This is a genomic window from Streptomyces sp. NPDC002994 (assembly GCF_040611155.1).
GTDB lineage: Bacteria > Actinomycetota > Actinomycetes > Streptomycetales > Streptomycetaceae > Streptomyces.
This window is the reverse complement of record NZ_JBEXNQ010000007.1, coordinates 59,485-75,490: the sequence shown is the minus strand read 5'-3', so window position 1 is coordinate 75,490 and position 16,006 is coordinate 59,485. Positions and strand designations below refer to the sequence as shown.

The following is a 16,006-nucleotide window of genomic DNA, read 5'->3' as shown; positions in this document are numbered from 1 at the left end:
TTAGTTCTACGGGAGTGCAGGCTAATGCGTCAATGCCTGGATGTACCGTTAGCCGCATGAGTGATACCGGACCACTGACTGGCGAGCCCCTCGCCCTCGACCTCGTCAACACCCGGCCCCGGGGAGCCGACTTGCTGGGTACGCCCGCCCAGCTGCGGGCGTGGATCGACCTCCAGGGCGACCGGCTCGCCGAGCTTCAGTGCGCCGCCACCGAAACCGGCCAGGTCGACCTGGCCGCCGTACGAGCCGTATGCGCCGTACGCGAGCACACCGCGACCGCCATCCGCGGGCACCTGCTGGGGCAACCACCGCCCGCGGCCGCGCTTCGCGCGCTCAATGACGCCCAGGGTGCCGCGCCGGCCGTTCGCGAACTGGGGTGGCAGGACGGCGCGTTCACCGCCGCGTCCCGCCGCACCGGGCCGCTCGCCGTACGGCTGGCCGCCGTGCTCGCGGAGGCCGCCACCGACCTCCTCGCCGGCCCGGCGATCGACCGGGTGCGGGCGTGCGAAGCCGAGGACTGCGTCCTGCTGTTCCTGCCCGCCCACCCCCGCCGCCGCTGGTGCTCCCCGACGCGCTGCGGCAACCGGGCGCGCGTCGCCCGTTACTACCAGCGGCACAAGCCCGCGTGAGCGATGCGCCGCCGTACGGCAGGCCTGCGCGGGTGCGGCCGGGATGCGGCCCGCCGCCGGGCGGCCGACCATTGAAGCCGGAGCGCCGCAGGGCACCGCACCGCTGAAGTGGACGGACGTGTCAATGGACGACCTGGACCGCGACCGCAACCTCGACCTCGACCTCGACTACGGCACCACCGCGGGCGCCGCCGCCGACCCCGCCCGCAGCGGCTTGGTAGCGGCCGCCCGAAAGGCCCTGACCTCGACCGGAGTGCATCTGATGCCGCCGGACGCCGTAACAGCCTGTACGGGAACGGACCGGCAGGCCTGGGAGCGCTTCCGCGCCCATTGGGAAAACCTGTCGCCCGACAGGTACGCGGCCGAGAGCGGCACATGCCGACTTCGTCGGTACGGGCACTTCTCCCTCGCGGCGGCCACGGGGGAACTGGCACTCCTGCCGCACATCCCGTTCGTACAGCCGCAGGACACCAATCCGCTCTACGTCCAGGTCGACCGCCACTTCGACCCGCTGACCGACGCCTTCGCGGCCGATCCCGTTCTGCGGTCCGTGATCAGGCTGCTGGGCGGCCTCGCGGCCTGCCTGGACCAGACGGGCGAATGGAGTGTGAAGGTACATCCCTTCCGTGTCGTCGCCTCGGCCGACGGACAAGGGCAGCCGACCCCCGAAGGGCTTCACCGGGACGGCGTCACGCTCGTCTCCTCGCTCCTGGTCGGCCGGCGCAACGCCGACGGCGGCGAGAGCTCGGTGTTCGACCCGGACGGCAAGCAAGTGCTGGCGACGACGCTCAGCGAGCCGGGAACGCTGCTCCTCGGCGACGACCGCCGCACCCTGCACCAGGTCTCGCCGATCCGCCCGCTCGCCCCTGGCCGACCCGCGCATCGCGACGTACTGGTAACGACCCTCACGCCCCGCTGAGCCGGGCACGCTCCCAGTGGCGCGGGCCTGCCGCGCCTACCGCGCTGCGGCAGTCGCCGCGATGAGGTCGTCCACGACCGCGGCGGGCCCGGCCCCCGTGGCGGCCACCGCACGCTGGCGCTGCGCGCCGCAGCCCCGGCTGCTCAGGCGCCGCAGGAACGCCGCCGCCTCGCCCATCTCCCCGTACTCCTCCAGAACGGGACGCACGTACTCGACGAGACGCTCAGCCTGCACCGAAGCGGGCAGGATCCGTCCGCTCAACGCGTCGACGCCCTTGCCGGACCAGCCGTCCCGTGCCGCGCGCCAGTACGCGGCGCGCAGCAGTTCGCCGGCCGTACGAGGGCCTGGGTCGCCGCGTACGACCTTCGCCTCAGCCGTCACCACGAGCGCCCTGATGAGCACCGTGAGCGCCACCGTGTCGTCGATGTCCGGCAGGACATCCATGGTGCGGATCTCCAGCGTCGGCAGTCGCGGGTTCGGCCGGACGTCCCAGAACGGCATGCCGGCCTCCAGCATGGCCTCCGACTCCGCCATCGCCTCGGCGATCCGCTCGTGCTCTTCCAGCGACTCGGCGTACGGCGGCGGCCCCAGGCACGGGAATCCGCTCCTCATCACGGCACGCCAGCTCGCGTATCCGGTGTCGCGTCCCTGGTGGAAGGGCGAGTTGGCGCTCATCGCCACGAGGAGCGGCAGCCACGGCCTGAGGTGATTGGTGACCAGCACGGCGACTTCACGGTCGGGCAGGTGCACATGGGCGTGGAAGGCGGAGAGGGCGAAGTCGTCGAGCAGGGCACGGTACTGGTCCGCCCCTGCCCGATAGCGCGGGTGGTCACCGATGTCGGCCGGTACTCCGCTTCCCATGACCGGCGTACCGGACGCGCACAGCCGCAGGCCCTCCTCGCGGGCGGCCGCGACGGCCGCGGCGCGTACCCGGGTGAGTTCCTTGCGCAGCTCCTCGGGACCCGAGCACGGGGGTGTCTTGCCCTCGATCTGGTACTGGGTGAATTCACCCGAGACGAGGTCGCCGAGGACCGCGGAGGCCCGCGCCACGACGCGGGTGCCCGCAGGCTGCATCTGACGCGTCCGGGGGTGGATGAGAAAGTACTCCTCCTCCACCCCCACCGTGGGCGCCTCATGAGTGTTCACGCCAACAGCATCACGCGCTTGGCCTGCGTACGCACATCAGCGCTGCCGCGCGCGGTCCTCGACCGGTTGGCCGGTCTCGGCGACGCGACCGGGCCACGACGTGACCGGCCGGTGGCCTCTCGCACGCCTGAGGGCGCGGGGGCAGCCACCGGCCGGTGCCATACGCAGGGGCGGGGCTACTTCGGGGGGTAAATGTCCCCGCCGCCCATGCTGCTCGCCTGCTCGCTCTGCTCCCTGAGGCGGCGGGCCTTGTCCTTGAGCCGCTTGCGCTGCTCCGGGTCAGCGGCACGTTCCGCGGCCTGGTCCATCTCCTGCGCCATCTGGCGCAACTGCTGGGCACGGCCGCCGGACTCACCTGCAGCACTCATGATCACTCCTCGGGTGACAGGACAGAGCGGGCCGAACCAGCGAAACAGCGTCGGCGCATCCGCGCACTCCGAACGGTCACCCAGCGCTATCCCCGCAGGCCAGAGCCTCCGGGTGCCACGGGCAGCAGGCCCGCCTACGGTGGTGTACGTGCGCCTCCTGCTGACGTCCGACACGCATCTGCCCAAACGCGCGAGGGAACTGCCCGCCGAACTCCTCGCGCAGGCACAGGAAGCCGATGTCGTGATCCATGCCGGCGACTGGGTGGACGTGGCCGCCCTGGATCTGCTCGACGCGCACTCACGGCGCCTCATCGGGGTGTACGGCAACAACGACGGTCCGGAGCTGCGCGCCCGGCTGCCCGAAGTGGCGCGGGCCGAGCTCGGCGGGCTGCGCTTCGGCGTCGTACACGAAACCGGAGCCGCTCAAGGGCGGGAGCGCCGGTGCGCGGAGCGCTTCGGGGACCTGGATGTTCTGGTGTTCGGTCACAGTCACATCCCGTGGGACAGCACAGCGCCGGGCGGGCTGCGGTTGCTGAATCCGGGCTCGCCGACCGACCGGCGGCGACAGCCCTACTGCACGTACATGACCGCCGTCGCGGAGGACGGGCGGCTGAGCGAAGTCCGCCTGCACCGCCTCCCACCGCGCCGCTGACACCGCGCCGCTGACAGCGTGGCGCTCGCAGGTGCGGGTGCTTTCTGTCGCTATGTTCCTTGCGGACAGTCGGAGGCGGACTCCCACACGCCTCCGCGAAGCCGCACCGGACGAGAGACGCGATGAGACTTCGTGCCACTGCCAGCCGGCGACTGGCCTTCCTGTTGACGCTGGTCGCCGGGCTGGCCGTGACCCAGGCGCCCGAACCCGCGGCGTACGATCACTCGGCGTCAGATCACGCGGCGTCAGGTCACGCGGCGTCAGATCGCGCGGCGCGGTGCCCGGCATCCGTGCCCTACCGGTCGGGCGCCTCCGGCTATCACACCTTCCGCATCCCCGCCGCCCTCCAGGTACCCGGCGGCGCGCTGCTCGCGTTCGCCGAGGGCCGGCGCGATTCCGCCGCGGACAACGGTGACATCGACCTGGTCCTGCGGCGCTCCCTCGACGGCGGATGCACCTGGCAGCCGCTGCAGTTGGTCGCCGACGCCGGGAAGGACACGGTGGGCAACCCCGTGCCGGTGATCGATCCCCGCAGCGGGGACATCGTGCTGGTGACCTGCCGGACCATCGGCGGCGCCACGAAGCGGCAGGTGACGTCCGGCAGGGCCGCCGCCTCGGTCCGCCGGGTGTACGTCCAGCGAAGTACCGACGGCGGCAGGACGTGGTCGCCGCAGCGGGACATCACCGAGTCGGTCAAGCCCTCCGACTGGCGCTGGTACGCCGTCGGTCCCGGCCATGCGGTCGCCCTGCGCCACGGGCGCCACCGAGGCCGGCTGCTGGTGCCCGCGAACCACAGTGCGGGCACGACCGGGCGCAGCGGCGGGCACTCCCTCTACAGCGACGACGGCGGACACACCTGGCGCGTCGGCTATGTGAGCCGGTCGGTCGGCGGCCCTCTGGCGCTCAACGAGAGCACGCTGGCCGAGCTGCCGGACGGCACGGTCTACATCAACGCCCGTGACCACGACCGCACTGCCGAGGGCACCCGCGCGGACGCCTACAGCGCCGACGGCGGTCTGAGCCTGGCCGTCCCCTTCCGACCGCAGCCCCAGCTGACGGGTCCGACGGTCCAGGGCAGTGTGCTCCAGGTCTCCGGCCGGCCGTGGCGGGGACCGCTGCTGTACTCCGGTCCGTCGGACCCCGGCGAACGGCTCCGGATGCAGGTGCGGGCCAGCGACGACGGCGGGCGTTCGTGGCGGCCGGTCCGGTCCGTGTCGGACGACCGGGCGGGCTATTCGGACTTGGTGCAGACGAGCAGGGCAACGGTTGGCCTGCTCTACGAGACGGGGCTGACGACGTATCACGACACCATCCGCTTCACACGGCTTCCCCTCGGCGCCCTGTCAGCGGCGCGATGAACACGCCCCTCATGCGTGTGACAGCGCGAAGGAAACAAGGAAGCCGCTGACGGTGATCAGGCCGATCGCCAAGTGGGCGTCTTCGAAAGCCTCCGGGATCATGGTGTCGGCGATCATCGCGAGAATCGCGCCGGCTGCCACTGCCGTCACCGCCGCCACCACGGCGGTCGGCAACCCGCCGACGACGGCGTAGCCGACGACCGCGGAAGCCGTGCTCGCGGCAGCGATCGCGCCCCAGATGCCGAAGACGTACTTCTTGCCGCGGCCGGCCCGCCGCATGCCGGCGGAGCTCGAAAGGCCCTCCGGCACGTTGCTGATGAACACCGCCACCACGGTCACCATGCTCACCGCCCCGCCGTCGACGAGGCTGACGCCGATCACCGCCGATTCGGGTACGCCGTCCAGCAGGGCGCCCAGCGCCAACGCCAGCCCCGAGCCCGCCTGCTGAGCCTCCGACGGCTGCGACTGCCGGTGACCGGAACGCTTGCGGTGCCGGGCCCCGCGGCGCGCCAGCCATACGTTGCCCACCGTGTACGCCACCGCCCCCCCCACGGTCCCGATGGCTGCCGGAGCCAGCCCGGCCTGGTCGTACGCCTCCTCGACCAGTTCGAAGGACACCGCTGACAGCAGCACCCCCGCACCGAACGCCATCACCGACGCCACCACCCACTGCGGGATCCGCACCCCGTACCCCAGCACCGCCCCGAGCAGCAGGGCCGACCCGGCCACCAGCCCCCACATCCCTGCCAGCACCACTTGATCCATGGCCCCCATGTACCCCGGAACGGCACATGCACAGCCGCAATGCGCCGCCACGCACACCAACGGGCTCCGCCGGTCCTGTCAAGTGGCGCTGCGTTCGCTCGCGTCCCGCAGGCCGCGTGCGTGCGGTGCGCGTGCCGCTCGGGACGACGCTGTCGCGTCCACCCCACATGAGCATGGTGGGCATCCCCTGCGCCAGGTAACACCGGTCGAGCAGTTCCGTCGCGTCCTGGCCGAGATCGGTGCGAGCAGCCTCATCAGTCTGACGAAGACACGCGTCCGCCACCGCATGCCGGGCAGCAGCAGGGCCGAGAGCATCATGTCGGCTCCGGGCAGGGAGACCGCCCGCAGGACCGGGTTGGCCTCCGCTCCCCTTCCGCCCGTACCGACCAGCACCAGGCGTTCGGTCCGTTCGGGGAACTGATACGCGAACTGCATGGCCACACCACCGCCGAGCGAGTGGCCGATCAGGGTCGCCCGCTCAATGCCCAGCGCCCCCAGCAGGTCGCGCACGCCGTTCGCGTAGGCGGCCACCGCATAGTCGGCGCGCGGCTTGTCCGACTGTCCGTGGCCGAGGAGTCGCCAATGCCGTGGAGGAGTACGACGGCCGGCCCCTCCCCCGCGATCCGGTACGCGCGTCGGTAGCCGTGCACGACGCGGTGGTGCAGCTCGGCGTCCCCGTCCCCCACGGGGCGCAGCCGGCTCCCGCCCCGAGCCCAGGCCTGCCGCCGCGCACAGGGTTTCCGTCGCGTTCCGCTCGCGATACGTCCGCATCCGAGGGGCACGACACGGCTCCACCCGATGGCGTCAGACAGTCCTGACGCGCAGACTTGACGACATGTCGGGCAAGCGAAGCGCGGGTCTCCTCCTGTTCCGGACCTCGGACGACGGGGCCGAGGTGCTCATCGGTCACATGGGTGGTCCATTCTGGGCCGGGCGCGACACCGCGGCCTGGTCGATCCCCAAAGGTGAGTACGAGCCGGACGAGACGCCCGAGGCGGCTGCCCGCCGGGAGTTCACGGAGGAGCTCGGCCTGCCGGTACCTGATGGAGAGCTCATCGCCCTCGGTGAGTCCCGCCAGCCGAGCGGAAAGGTCGTCACGGTCTGGGCACTGGAGGCGGATCTCGACCCCGCTCTGGCGGATTTCGGGACGTTCACCATGGAGTGGCCGAGGGGCTCGGGAGTTCAGCAGGAGTTCCCGGAGATCGACCAGGTCGCATGGTGCGGGCCGGCGAGCGCCCGTGAGCGGCTCGTGTCGGGCCAGCGCGTTTTCCTCGACCGGCTCGCCCGGCACCTCGAGGACCGACTGGGGTAATCGCACCTCGCGCTGACCGGCCGACGGGGGACACGGCTCGCCCAACTTCGCCCAGAGCCGGCCCGGCGCCGTCAGCCCCGACCAGGCGCTGGAGGAGCGGATCAAGTCGTACAGCCAGGAGCGGGACTTGGGTGGCCGTCCGCTGCGGGAGTTCCGGCGCGCCCGGCCGGGCCTATGCCAAGCGGGCCCGTGAACGACGCGGCCGATCCGACCGGTCGGTCATGGTCCTGACCAGTGGCACGACGCTCAATGCGGGCGAGACCTTCGCGCGGGCCCGGCTGTCAGGAGCTCCGCGAGGGGTGGCCCGAAGTGATTCGCACCACAGGGGCGCGAGGCCGCGGAGGCGGGCAAAGAGCCTCCGCCGGGCTGCGGCCCCCTACGGCGTACAGGCCTCAAAATCGCGCCCCCGACGTGGTCACGGGCGTCTGCCGCGGTGCACACGCCCAGCGGAACGTCCCTGACCGGGCAGTACTGTGACAAGGCCGGGGAGGGTGGAAAAGCCCGTTCCGCCCGGGCCGCCGATCGGATGTGGTTTACCGTGGCAAGAGAAGGGTCGTCGCCTACGCCGCCGACAGCCTGGTCGCCCGTATCCACGAGGCCGAAGAAGGTCCCTGGCAGAAGACCCCGAAGGCAAGGTCGCACTGCCACTCAGCCCGCTCCCTCAGCTCCGTCGGCCCGGCCGACCGATTTCTCTACCTTCCCCCCGGCCATCGGCGCCCCCAGACCGACGGTGCGGCGCGAAATCCGCGAATACCTGGCGCCGCGAGCCTCCACCGCGCGCCTGTGACCCCCGTCCGGCCGTCGGCGATTCCGCTGAGTGTCGTCGCCCGGCCGGGGCGCATCCCCGGGATTCCCCCTTACGCCCGCCCACGTGCCTCCACCCCAGAAGGATTCCTCTCCATGACAGTGCAGACTTCGGAACGACCTCCGCCCTCGGCCCCGGCCCCGGCCTCGCAGAAATCCGGCAGTGACTTCGCGAAACTGTCCAAGAAGATCACCGAGGCCGGGCTGATGGGCCGCCGCCCCGGCTATTACACGGCTCGTATCGCCGCGGTGACCGCCCTCTACGTCGGCGGCTGGATCGCCTTCGTACTCGTCGGTGACAGCTGGTGGACGCTGGCGGTCGCCGGTTTCCTCGCCCTGGTCTTCGGCCAGGTCGCCCTGGTGACCCACGACACAGCCCACCGTCAGGTGTTCCGGCTGCGCAAGGCCAGTGAGCGCTCCGGCCGCCTCGCCGGGAACATCGGCATCGGCATGGGCTACGGATGGTGGCAGGACAAGCACACCCGCCACCACGCCAACCCCAACCACGCCGAGCTCGACCCGGACGTCCTCCCCGACGTACTGGTCTGGTCCCAGGACCAGGCGCGCGCGGCCAAGGGACTGCCCCGGCTACTCGGCCGCTCGCAGGCCTTCCTGTTCTTCCCGCTGCTCACGCTGGAAGGCTTCAACCTGCACGTGGCGGGCGTACGGGCGCTGGCCAACCGCACACTCAAGAACCGCACCCTCGAAGGCACGCTGCTCTTCGGCCACTTCGCCGTCTACCTGACCGTGCTGTTCCTGGTGCTGCCGCCCGGCATGGCGATCGCCTTCCTGGCCGTCCACCAGTGCCTGTTCGGCGTCTACCTCGGATCCATCTTCGCCCCGAACCACAAGGGCATGCCGATCCTGACCGGCGACGACCGCCCCGACTTCCTGCGCCGCCAGGTGCTCACCTCCCGCAATGTGCGCGGCGGCTGGTTCACCGACATCATGCTCGGCGGGCTGAACTACCAGATCGAGCACCACCTGTTCCCCAGCATGCCCTCGCCGCACCTGCGGCGGGCCCAGGTCATCGTCCGGGACTACTGCCGGGACCTCGGCATCAGCTACCTGGAGACCAGCCTGATCACCTCGTACCGGCAGGCGCTCACCAGCCTCCACCAGGCAGGCGCCCCGATCCGCGAGGCCCGTGCGGCCGCCGCTCTGTCCAGGGCCCAGGTGTAGGGAGATCCCTGTCTCGGCCGCTGCATGCGCGACCGGAGGGCTGGACCGGGCACGGTCAGCGAGTATCCGTTCTGCCACGATCGGTCCGCCGGGTATTACGGCGGTCCCGCCGGCTACCCTCGGAACTCACCGCAGTATTGACCGCTCCGTGGGTGCCAGCCGTAGCCGTTGCGGGGTCCTGGCCCACCGTTCCGAAAGGGCCGGCAGCACGTCCTCGCGCCAGCGTTCTGAATGCCGCAAGCGATTCAGGTGGTCGTCGATGTGGCCTTCGTCGGTGAAACGTGCGAACCATACGAAGACCTCCTCGTTCATCCGTACCGGTAGCGCCGGGAAGGTGTTCGGGGCGTGTTCCGACCGCAGGTACGCCAGTGGCTCGCCGCCGGTCTCGGCCAGTACGGGCCGCACCCGCCGCTCGAAGAACTCGACGAATGCGGCGTCGAACGGACCGTGGCCGTACCAGATCGTGGCGAGGACCAGCGACGGCGGCAGTGCCGCCGGCTCGCCGGGGACTTGCCGGGCGCCAACCGGCTCTGGGAACCCGCCGCGTGGCGAGGCCGGCCGCAGCAGCAGTACGTCATCAGAGTCGGCCATCGTCGCGTTCGCCTTGTCGCGGTGCGCCTGCCAGACCGGCCCGCCGTAGAAGCTCTCCAGCGCCTCGGCGCGGCGCGGCATGTCGTCGAAGCCGCGGAGCCAGACGAACCGGTCGGGGTCGTCCAGGTCGCGGAATTGCCCCAGGACGGTCATGCCCACTGCCTCTTGGGACTCGACGAACTCCCGGTCGAACAGATCGATCAGTACGTCTCGCTGTCCTGGGTACAGCGTGTACTGTCGCAGCTCGACGACCGGACACCATAAAGCTTTCACCAGTCTTACTCCTCATTCAGTTTCGGCTGGTTCACCAGCGTCTCGCGAAGTACATCGGCGATCGACGTGTCCGCCAGCTCCCGCCGCATGACCTGCTCGACCCGCCCGTAGACGTCACCCAGGGCGGGGCGGATGCCTCGGCCGACCGGACACTCCAGGTTGGGCTCGGTGTGGTGCAGGCCGAACGGTGGCTGCGCACCGACGGCGTCGTACACCTCAAGCAGGGTGATCCCCTGCGGCTCACGGGCCAGGCTCCAGCCCGCACCAGCGCCGTGGCGGACCTCCACCAGGCCGGCTCGCCGCAGGTCACCGAGGCTGCGCCGGATGATCACGGCGTTGGTGTTGACGCTGGCCGCGACCTGCTCCGAAGTGAGAACCTCCTGACCACGGCGGTGCGCCAACGCCAGCCAGGCGAGCGCATGCGTCGCGATGGTCAGTCGACTGTTCGCCGCCATCACTTCCTCCTCACTGCAACAGCTTCTGTTACAGCGTACCCGTAGTCAATTCCCGGCCCACTGGGGTCGCGCCCCGTCGAGTGCGCGGCGGTAGGCGGCGTAGCCGTCCTCGTACACCGCGCGTGACTCCTGCCGCGGCTCCACGGTCCGGAACAACTGCGGTTTCTGCTCCGGCGCTTCGCCCAGGAAGCGACGCGCCACCCGTACCGCGCCGAGCGCCCCCACCTCGTTGTCCCGCGGGATACGGACCGGACGCCCCAGGATGTCGGCGAAGAGCTGCGCCCACGGGCCCGACCGGGTGCCGCCGCCGCACGCGGCGAGGGTGCCGGTGAGGCCGGCGGCCTCCAGGCAGTGCCGGGCGGCGTAACCGATGGCCTCGCACATGGCGCGTACCGCGTCGGCGCGGGTGTGGCCGAGAGTGAGGCCGTCGAGCCGGCCACGGGCGGCCGGGTCCACGAACGGGGCGCGCTCCCCCGCGTCGGAGAGGAAGGGCAGCGCGGTGACGCCGTTCGCGCCCGGCGGGCTCTGCGCGAGCAGGCCGTCGAGGTCGGCCGTGGTCGCGCCGGTGAGAGCGAGGAGCCATTCGAGGGCCGCTGTGCCGACCATCGCGGGCATCGCGCGCAGCCACCGGTCGGTGTCCGGGGTGCACAGCCACATGCCGGCCGGTTCGGTGGAACCGTCCGTCCTGGCGCGGTCGGTGAGGACCTGGCAGGCGAGGGTGGTGCCGACGATCAGCAGTCCGTCGCCCACGTCGCGTACGCCGCTGCCTATCGCGCAGGCCGGAAGGTCGTACGGTCCCGCGGTCAGCGGAAGTCCCATGGGCAGCCCCAGCAGTTCGGCGCCGTGGGCGTCGAGGGCCAGGACGGTTCCGGGCGCGGCGGGGGCGGGCAGCAGACGCGCCTGTTCCTCGATTCCGCAGGCGGCCAGCGCTTCGGGCGAGTACGTACGGCTCACCGGATCGAGGAAGGGCAGGGTGGCGTCGGAGGCGTCCACGCTCACCTCGCCGGTGAGGCGCTGAGCGACGGCGTCGACGCAGTAGCCCGCGGTGACCGCGCGTCGCAGGGTCTGTGGCTCGTGCTGCTGGAGGTGGGCGAGGAGCGGGGCATGGCAGCCGGGGAACATGCCGGATCCGGTGTGCTTGTACACCTCCTGGACCGTGCCGTTTTCCAGCCAGCGCGCGACCAGGTCCGATGCCCGTCCGTCCATCCAGGAGATGGCGGGGCGTACCGCGCGGCCGTCCGCGTCGCGCAGCCACAGGCCGTCGCCCTGGCCGGTGAGGGCGAGCGCGGTGGGCGGTCCTGGCAGGGCGGCGGTGGTCTCCCGTACGACCTCGGCGACCGTACGGACGACGTCGTCGAGGTCTTGTTCGACGCGGCCGCCGGGCAGCCGCACCAGGCCGCTGCGGCGGGCGGCCGAGGCCAGCGGGGTCCCTTCGCTGTCGAAGGCGACGGCTTTGGTGACGGAGGTGCCGATGTCGACTCCGATGATCACGCTCATGGGCGTGCGGCCTCCTGAACCTCTGGGTTGGCCGGGTGCGCGAGCTTCTCGCCGCGTACGAACCGGCCCGCTTCGGCGGCGGTGATGGCGGCGGCGCGGTGCGCGGTCTGCTGGGTGGCGCCGGCCAGGTGCGGGGCGGTGACGACGTTCGGGGCGTGGTGCAACGGCCAGTCGGCGGGCGGCGGTTCGATGTCGTAGACGTCGAGGGCGAGGGCGCCGAGGCGACCGCTCTTCAGCAGATCGGGCAGCGGGGCGTAGTCGAGGAGGCCGCCACGGGCGGAGTTGACGAGGACCGCGCCCTTGGGCAGCAGTTCGAGCTTGGCCGCGTCGATGAGGTGGTGGGTCTCGGGGGTGAGGCGGGCGTGCAGGCTCACCACGCTGCTGCGGCGCAGGAGTTCGTCGAGTTCGACCGGCTCCACGCCGTCGGCGCGGGCGGCCGCCGGGTCGGTGTAGGGGTCGGCGACCAGGACGTGGGAGCCGAAGGCGCGCAGTACGCGGGCGACGATGCGGCCGATCGCGCCGTAGCCGACGAGGCCGACGGTGGCGCCGTCGAGTTCGATGCCGCCCTCGTCGTACGCGTAGAAGTCGCCGCGCCACTTTCCGCGCTTGAGCTCGGCGTCGGCCGTGGTGATGCGGCGCATGGCGGTGAGCATCAGGCCGATGGCGAACTCGGCCGCGGCGGGGGCGTTGCGGCCGGGCGCGAAGGAGACGGCGACGCCGTGGCTGGTGGCGGCGGCGAGGTCGACGTTGACCGGGCCGCCGCGGGAGACGGCGACCATGCGCAGGTCCGGGCAGGCCGTGAAGACCTTCTCGGTGAAAGCGCCCATCTGGGTCACGCAGATCTCGGCGCCGTCCAACGCCTCGATGAGCTCTTCCTCCGTACCGCTCGCCTCGTGGACGTCGCCGACCGGGCCGAACGGCTCGTGGGGCCAGGGCAGGGTGAGTTCGGTGATCTGGTGGTCGCTGCCGAGCTCCTCGCGCAGCGCGGCTCGGAGGAGGTCGGGACGTACGAAATGATCGCCGGCGGCGAGGATGCGCATTGAGCGGGGCCCTTCTTGGGGTCGCGGTGGGGCTGCGCGTCAGCGTTGCCGCAGCGCCACTAACACTGGCGCTGATAGATTTAACATCATTGTTTTGAAGAATCAATGCACCGCAGGGGAGAGATCACCGATGGCGTCACGCCTGTTGCTCGTACGGCACGGGGAGACCGAATGGCACGCGGAGAACCGGTACGCCGGCATCTCCGACGTCGCACTGACGGCGAAGGGGCTGCGGCAGGCCGAGGAGCTCGGGAGCTGGGCCAAGCAGCGCGGCGTCGACGCCGTGGCGTGCTCGCCGGTCAGCCGCGCCCGGCTGACCGCCCGGCCGGCCGCCGAGGCTCTCGGCCTGGAACCGGAGATTGTCGAGGCGCTGCGCGAGGTGGACTTCGGCTGGGGGGAGGGCCGCACCATCGCGGAGATGGCAGCCGAGGACCCCGAGGCCGTACGCCGCTTCCGCGAGGACGCGGAGCTCGGCGCCTTCCCCGGGTCCGAGCCACCGTCCGCCGCCGCGGCCCGCGCCTCGGACGCGCTGCGCGGCCTCGCGCGCGAGCACCCGGGCGGCACGGTTCTGGTGGTGGCGCACAACACGCTGCTGCGCATGGCGCTGTGCTCGATGCTCTCCATCCCGGTCGGCCGTTACCGCCTGGTGTTCCCCCGGCTCGACAACGCGGCCGTGACCGAGATCGAGGTGACGGACGCCGGCACCGCTCTGCGCTCGCTCAACGTCCCCACCTGGGCACCTGTCCATGGCGGTACGCGAAACTTGGACGCATGACGACGACCGGCGCGGAAGCCCGCAGGCAGATGATCACCGAGCACGTGCTGCACCACGGGACGGCGAGTGGGGCCGAGCTCGCGGAACTCACCCGCGTGAGCCTGATGACGGTGCACCGCGACCTGGACGAGCTGGCCAGGCGCGGGGTGCTGCGCCGGTTCCGGGGCGGGGTCTCCGCGCTGCCGTCGACGGTCTTCGAGTCGAATCTCGACTACCGGCTCGGCGTCAACACGGCCGAGAAGGAGGCCATCGCGAAGACGGCCGCCGACCTCGTCGAGCCGGGGATGTCGGTGATGCTGGACGACTCCACGACCGCGCTGGCGCTGGCCAGGCTGCTGGTGGAGCACGCCCCGCTGACCGTGGTGACCAACGCCCGCCGGGTCATCGACCTGTTCGTCGGCCACGAAGACATACGCCTCATTTCGCTCGGCGGGGAGTACTCGCACACCCACGACTCCTTCCTGGGCGTCCCCTGCCTGGAGGCCATCGAGGCGCTCTCCGTGGACATGGTGCTGGTCTCCACCTCGGCGATGGACGCCCGGATGACGTACCACCAGGAGCAGGACGTGGTGCTGGTCAAGCGGGCGATGCTGGCCTCCGGCACACGCAAGGTGCTGCTGATGGACCGTACGAAGCTGGCCAGGACCGCACTGCACCGGCTGGCACCCGTCGAGGACTTCGACCACCTGGTGGTGGACGGAGTCCTCGACGGGCTGAGCGGCGAGCTGCTGACCGCACTCAAGGAGCGCACGGATGTCCGAGTGGCGGTCGGCGGCTGACAACAAGATTTCTTAAACTCTTGCGTGTTAATTTCACAGAGGTCATGATGCATTCCCGGTCGCGGATGTTATGTCCGCGGGCCCGGCCCATGGCACCTCAATGTGGAGGCACGAGCAATGAGCAGCACCGCCGCACCCGCCGCGCGCTCGGGAGGTACGAGAGGAACGGTCTGGGATCGCATCGGGATCCCCAGGCCGCTCCTCTTCGGCTTCATCGGCGTCCTGATCTTCATGATCGGCGACGGCGTCGAGTCGGGCTTCATCGCCCCGTTCATCGAGGGCAACGGCGCCGGCAGCGAAGTCCGGGCGAGCTATGTGATCACGGCGTACGGCGTCACGGTCATGCTCGCCTCCTGGCTCTCGGGCGCCTTGTCCGAACTATGGGGTCCGCGGCGGGTGATGCAGCTGGGCCTCGCCATCTGGATCGTCTTCGACATCCTCTTCCTCACGCTCGGCGCGGCCCAGGACAACTACACGCTGATGCTGCTCTTCTACGGCCTGCGCGGCTTCGGCTACCCGCTCTTCGCCTTCTCCTTCCTGGTGTGGGTCACCGCGACCGCCCCGGTGGCCCGGCTCGGCGCGGCCGTCGGCTGGTTCTACTTCGCCTTCACCGGCGGCCTGCCCACGCTCGGCTCGCTCACCGCGTCCGTCACCAACCCGCTCTTCGGGAAGTTCGGCACGCTCTGGGTCGCGGTCGCCCTGATCGCGATCGGTGGTGCCTTCTGTCTCCTCGGCGTACGCGAACGGACCGGGTACTCCCGGCTCGCGCCGCCCGGAGTCAAGCCGGTGCAGTCGCTGACCCGCAGCCTGTCCATCGCCTGGACCAACCCCAAGGTCGCCGTCGGCTGCGTGGTGCGCATCATCAACACCGCCCCGCAGTTCGGCCTCTGGGTCATCCTCCCCGCCTTCTTCACCGACGAGATGGGCTTCAGCGACGGTGACTGGCTGCGCCTTCTCTCGATCATGTTCGCCACCAACATCTTCTTCAACCTGCTCTTCGGGCTGGTCAGCGACCGGATCGGCTGGCGCACCACCATCGGCTGGTTCGGAGCGGTGGGCTGCGCCGTGAGCGTCCTGGCCCTGTACTTCGTACCGAAGCTGATGACCGACAACTACTGGGTCGCGGTCGGCGTCGGCATGATCTACGGCGCCACGCTCGCCGGATTCGTACCGATCTCCGCGCTGATGCCGTCGCTGGCCCCCGAGAACAAGGGCGGCGCGATGGCGCTGCTCAACCTCGGCGCGGGCGGCGCGGCCTTCGTGGGGCCGGCGATCGTCTCGCTCTTCCTCGGGCCGCTGGGACGGGACGGCGTCGTACTGATCTTCGCCGGGCTGTACGTCGTCGCCGCCGTGCTCACGCTTTTCCTGAAGCTGCCGAGGGCTTCCGAGGAAGCGATCGTGCAGGGGAAGTCCCTTCAGGAAGCCGCCGTACCGGTCGCCGCCCGCGCCACCACCTGATCC

At 71.0% G+C, this 16,006-nt stretch carries 16 protein-coding genes and 1 pseudogene; 9 read left to right on the top strand and 8 right to left on the bottom strand.

What is annotated here, in order from left to right; genetic code table 11:
- Positions 1–56: 56 nt before the first annotated feature.
- Both ABZX79_RS10970 and ABZX79_RS10965 read left to right on the top strand, forming a co-directional pair.
- Entirely contained in the window at positions 57–629 is a 573-nt protein-coding gene (locus ABZX79_RS10970) for an ABATE domain-containing protein (protein WP_355254475.1), read from the top strand.
- 43 nt (positions 630–672) lie between these two features.
- Positions 673–1,548 (top strand): 2OG-Fe dioxygenase family protein, encoded by an 876-nt coding sequence (locus tag ABZX79_RS10965; RefSeq protein ID WP_355254473.1) that lies wholly within the window; start codon positions 673–675, stop codon positions 1,546–1,548.
- 36 nt (positions 1,549–1,584) lie between these two features.
- Here the strand turns inward: ABZX79_RS10965 and ABZX79_RS10960 are convergent, their stop codons facing one another.
- Positions 1,585–2,694, bottom strand: a complete 1,110-nt coding sequence (locus ABZX79_RS10960) for a glutamate--cysteine ligase (protein ID WP_355254471.1) — start codon at positions 2,692–2,694, stop codon at positions 1,585–1,587.
- 176 nt (positions 2,695–2,870) lie between these two features.
- Positions 2,871–3,062 carry a DUF6381 family protein gene (locus ABZX79_RS10955; RefSeq protein WP_355254469.1) on the bottom strand — a complete coding sequence of 64 codons (192 nt, stop codon included), beginning with the start codon at positions 3,060–3,062 and terminating at the stop codon, positions 2,871–2,873.
- A gap of 148 nt (positions 3,063–3,210) precedes the next feature.
- Between ABZX79_RS10955 and ABZX79_RS10950 the strand changes: the two genes are divergently transcribed.
- Positions 3,211–3,714, top strand: a complete 504-nt coding sequence (locus ABZX79_RS10950) for a metallophosphoesterase (protein ID WP_355254467.1) — start codon at positions 3,211–3,213, stop codon at positions 3,712–3,714.
- Positions 3,715–4,004: 290 nt separating this feature from the next.
- On the top strand, positions 4,005–5,072 hold the full coding sequence (locus ABZX79_RS10945; protein WP_355254465.1) for a sialidase family protein: 1,068 nt from the start codon (positions 4,005–4,007) through the stop codon (positions 5,070–5,072).
- A gap of 9 nt (positions 5,073–5,081) precedes the next feature.
- On the opposite strand, the gene ABZX79_RS10940 is transcribed toward ABZX79_RS10945, so the two are convergent.
- The gene (locus ABZX79_RS10940) at positions 5,082–5,837 is read right to left on the bottom strand and encodes a ZIP family zinc transporter (protein WP_355254463.1); all 756 of its coding nucleotides are present in this window, start codon (positions 5,835–5,837) and stop codon (positions 5,082–5,084) included.
- A 98-nt stretch (positions 5,838–5,935) separates the two neighbouring features.
- Positions 5,936–6,532, bottom strand: a pseudogene (locus tag ABZX79_RS10935) (alpha/beta fold hydrolase); the annotation flags it as partial.
- A gap of 140 nt (positions 6,533–6,672) precedes the next feature.
- On the opposite strand from ABZX79_RS10935, the gene ABZX79_RS10930 reads away from it, so the two are divergent.
- The gene (locus ABZX79_RS10930; protein WP_355254461.1) at positions 6,673–7,149 is read left to right on the top strand and encodes an NUDIX domain-containing protein; all 477 of its coding nucleotides are present in this window, start codon (positions 6,673–6,675) and stop codon (positions 7,147–7,149) included.
- A 900-nt stretch (positions 7,150–8,049) separates the two neighbouring features.
- Positions 8,050–9,135, top strand: a complete 1,086-nt coding sequence (locus ABZX79_RS10925; protein ID WP_355254459.1) for an acyl-CoA desaturase — start codon at positions 8,050–8,052, stop codon at positions 9,133–9,135.
- A gap of 126 nt (positions 9,136–9,261) precedes the next feature.
- On the opposite strand, the gene ABZX79_RS10920 is transcribed toward ABZX79_RS10925, so the two are convergent.
- From ABZX79_RS10920 to ABZX79_RS10905, 4 genes are read right to left on the bottom strand one after another with little or no spacing between them, the layout of a single operon-like run.
- Positions 9,262–9,999 (bottom strand): NIPSNAP family protein, encoded by a 738-nt coding sequence (locus ABZX79_RS10920; RefSeq protein ID WP_355254457.1) that lies wholly within the window; start codon positions 9,997–9,999, stop codon positions 9,262–9,264.
- 5 nt (positions 10,000–10,004) lie between these two features.
- The gene (locus ABZX79_RS10915; protein ID WP_355254455.1) at positions 10,005–10,454 is read right to left on the bottom strand and encodes an Rrf2 family transcriptional regulator; all 450 of its coding nucleotides are present in this window, start codon (positions 10,452–10,454) and stop codon (positions 10,005–10,007) included.
- Between the two features lie 45 nt (positions 10,455–10,499).
- Positions 10,500–11,951, bottom strand: a complete 1,452-nt coding sequence (locus tag ABZX79_RS10910) for an FGGY-family carbohydrate kinase (RefSeq protein ID WP_355254453.1) — start codon at positions 11,949–11,951, stop codon at positions 10,500–10,502.
- Complete coding sequence (locus ABZX79_RS10905; protein WP_355254451.1) at positions 11,948–12,991, bottom strand: 2-hydroxyacid dehydrogenase; 1,044 nt, start codon at positions 12,989–12,991, stop codon at positions 11,948–11,950. The genes ABZX79_RS10910 and ABZX79_RS10905 overlap by 4 nt, the downstream gene beginning before the upstream one ends.
- A gap of 130 nt (positions 12,992–13,121) precedes the next feature.
- On the opposite strand from ABZX79_RS10905, the gene ABZX79_RS10900 reads away from it, so the two are divergent.
- From ABZX79_RS10900 to ABZX79_RS10890, 3 genes are all read left to right on the top strand, one after another.
- Positions 13,122–13,766, top strand: coding sequence for a histidine phosphatase family protein (locus tag ABZX79_RS10900; protein WP_355254449.1), 645 nt, complete (start codon positions 13,122–13,124; stop codon positions 13,764–13,766).
- Positions 13,763–14,545, top strand: coding sequence for a DeoR/GlpR family DNA-binding transcription regulator (locus tag ABZX79_RS10895; RefSeq protein WP_355254447.1), 783 nt, complete (start codon positions 13,763–13,765; stop codon positions 14,543–14,545). The genes ABZX79_RS10900 and ABZX79_RS10895 overlap by 4 nt, the downstream gene beginning before the upstream one ends.
- Before the next feature lie 117 nt (positions 14,546–14,662).
- A complete protein-coding gene (locus tag ABZX79_RS10890) occupies positions 14,663–16,003 on the top strand; it encodes an MFS transporter (protein ID WP_355254445.1) in 1,341 nt (446 codons plus the stop codon).
- Positions 16,004–16,006 lie beyond the last annotated feature (3 nt).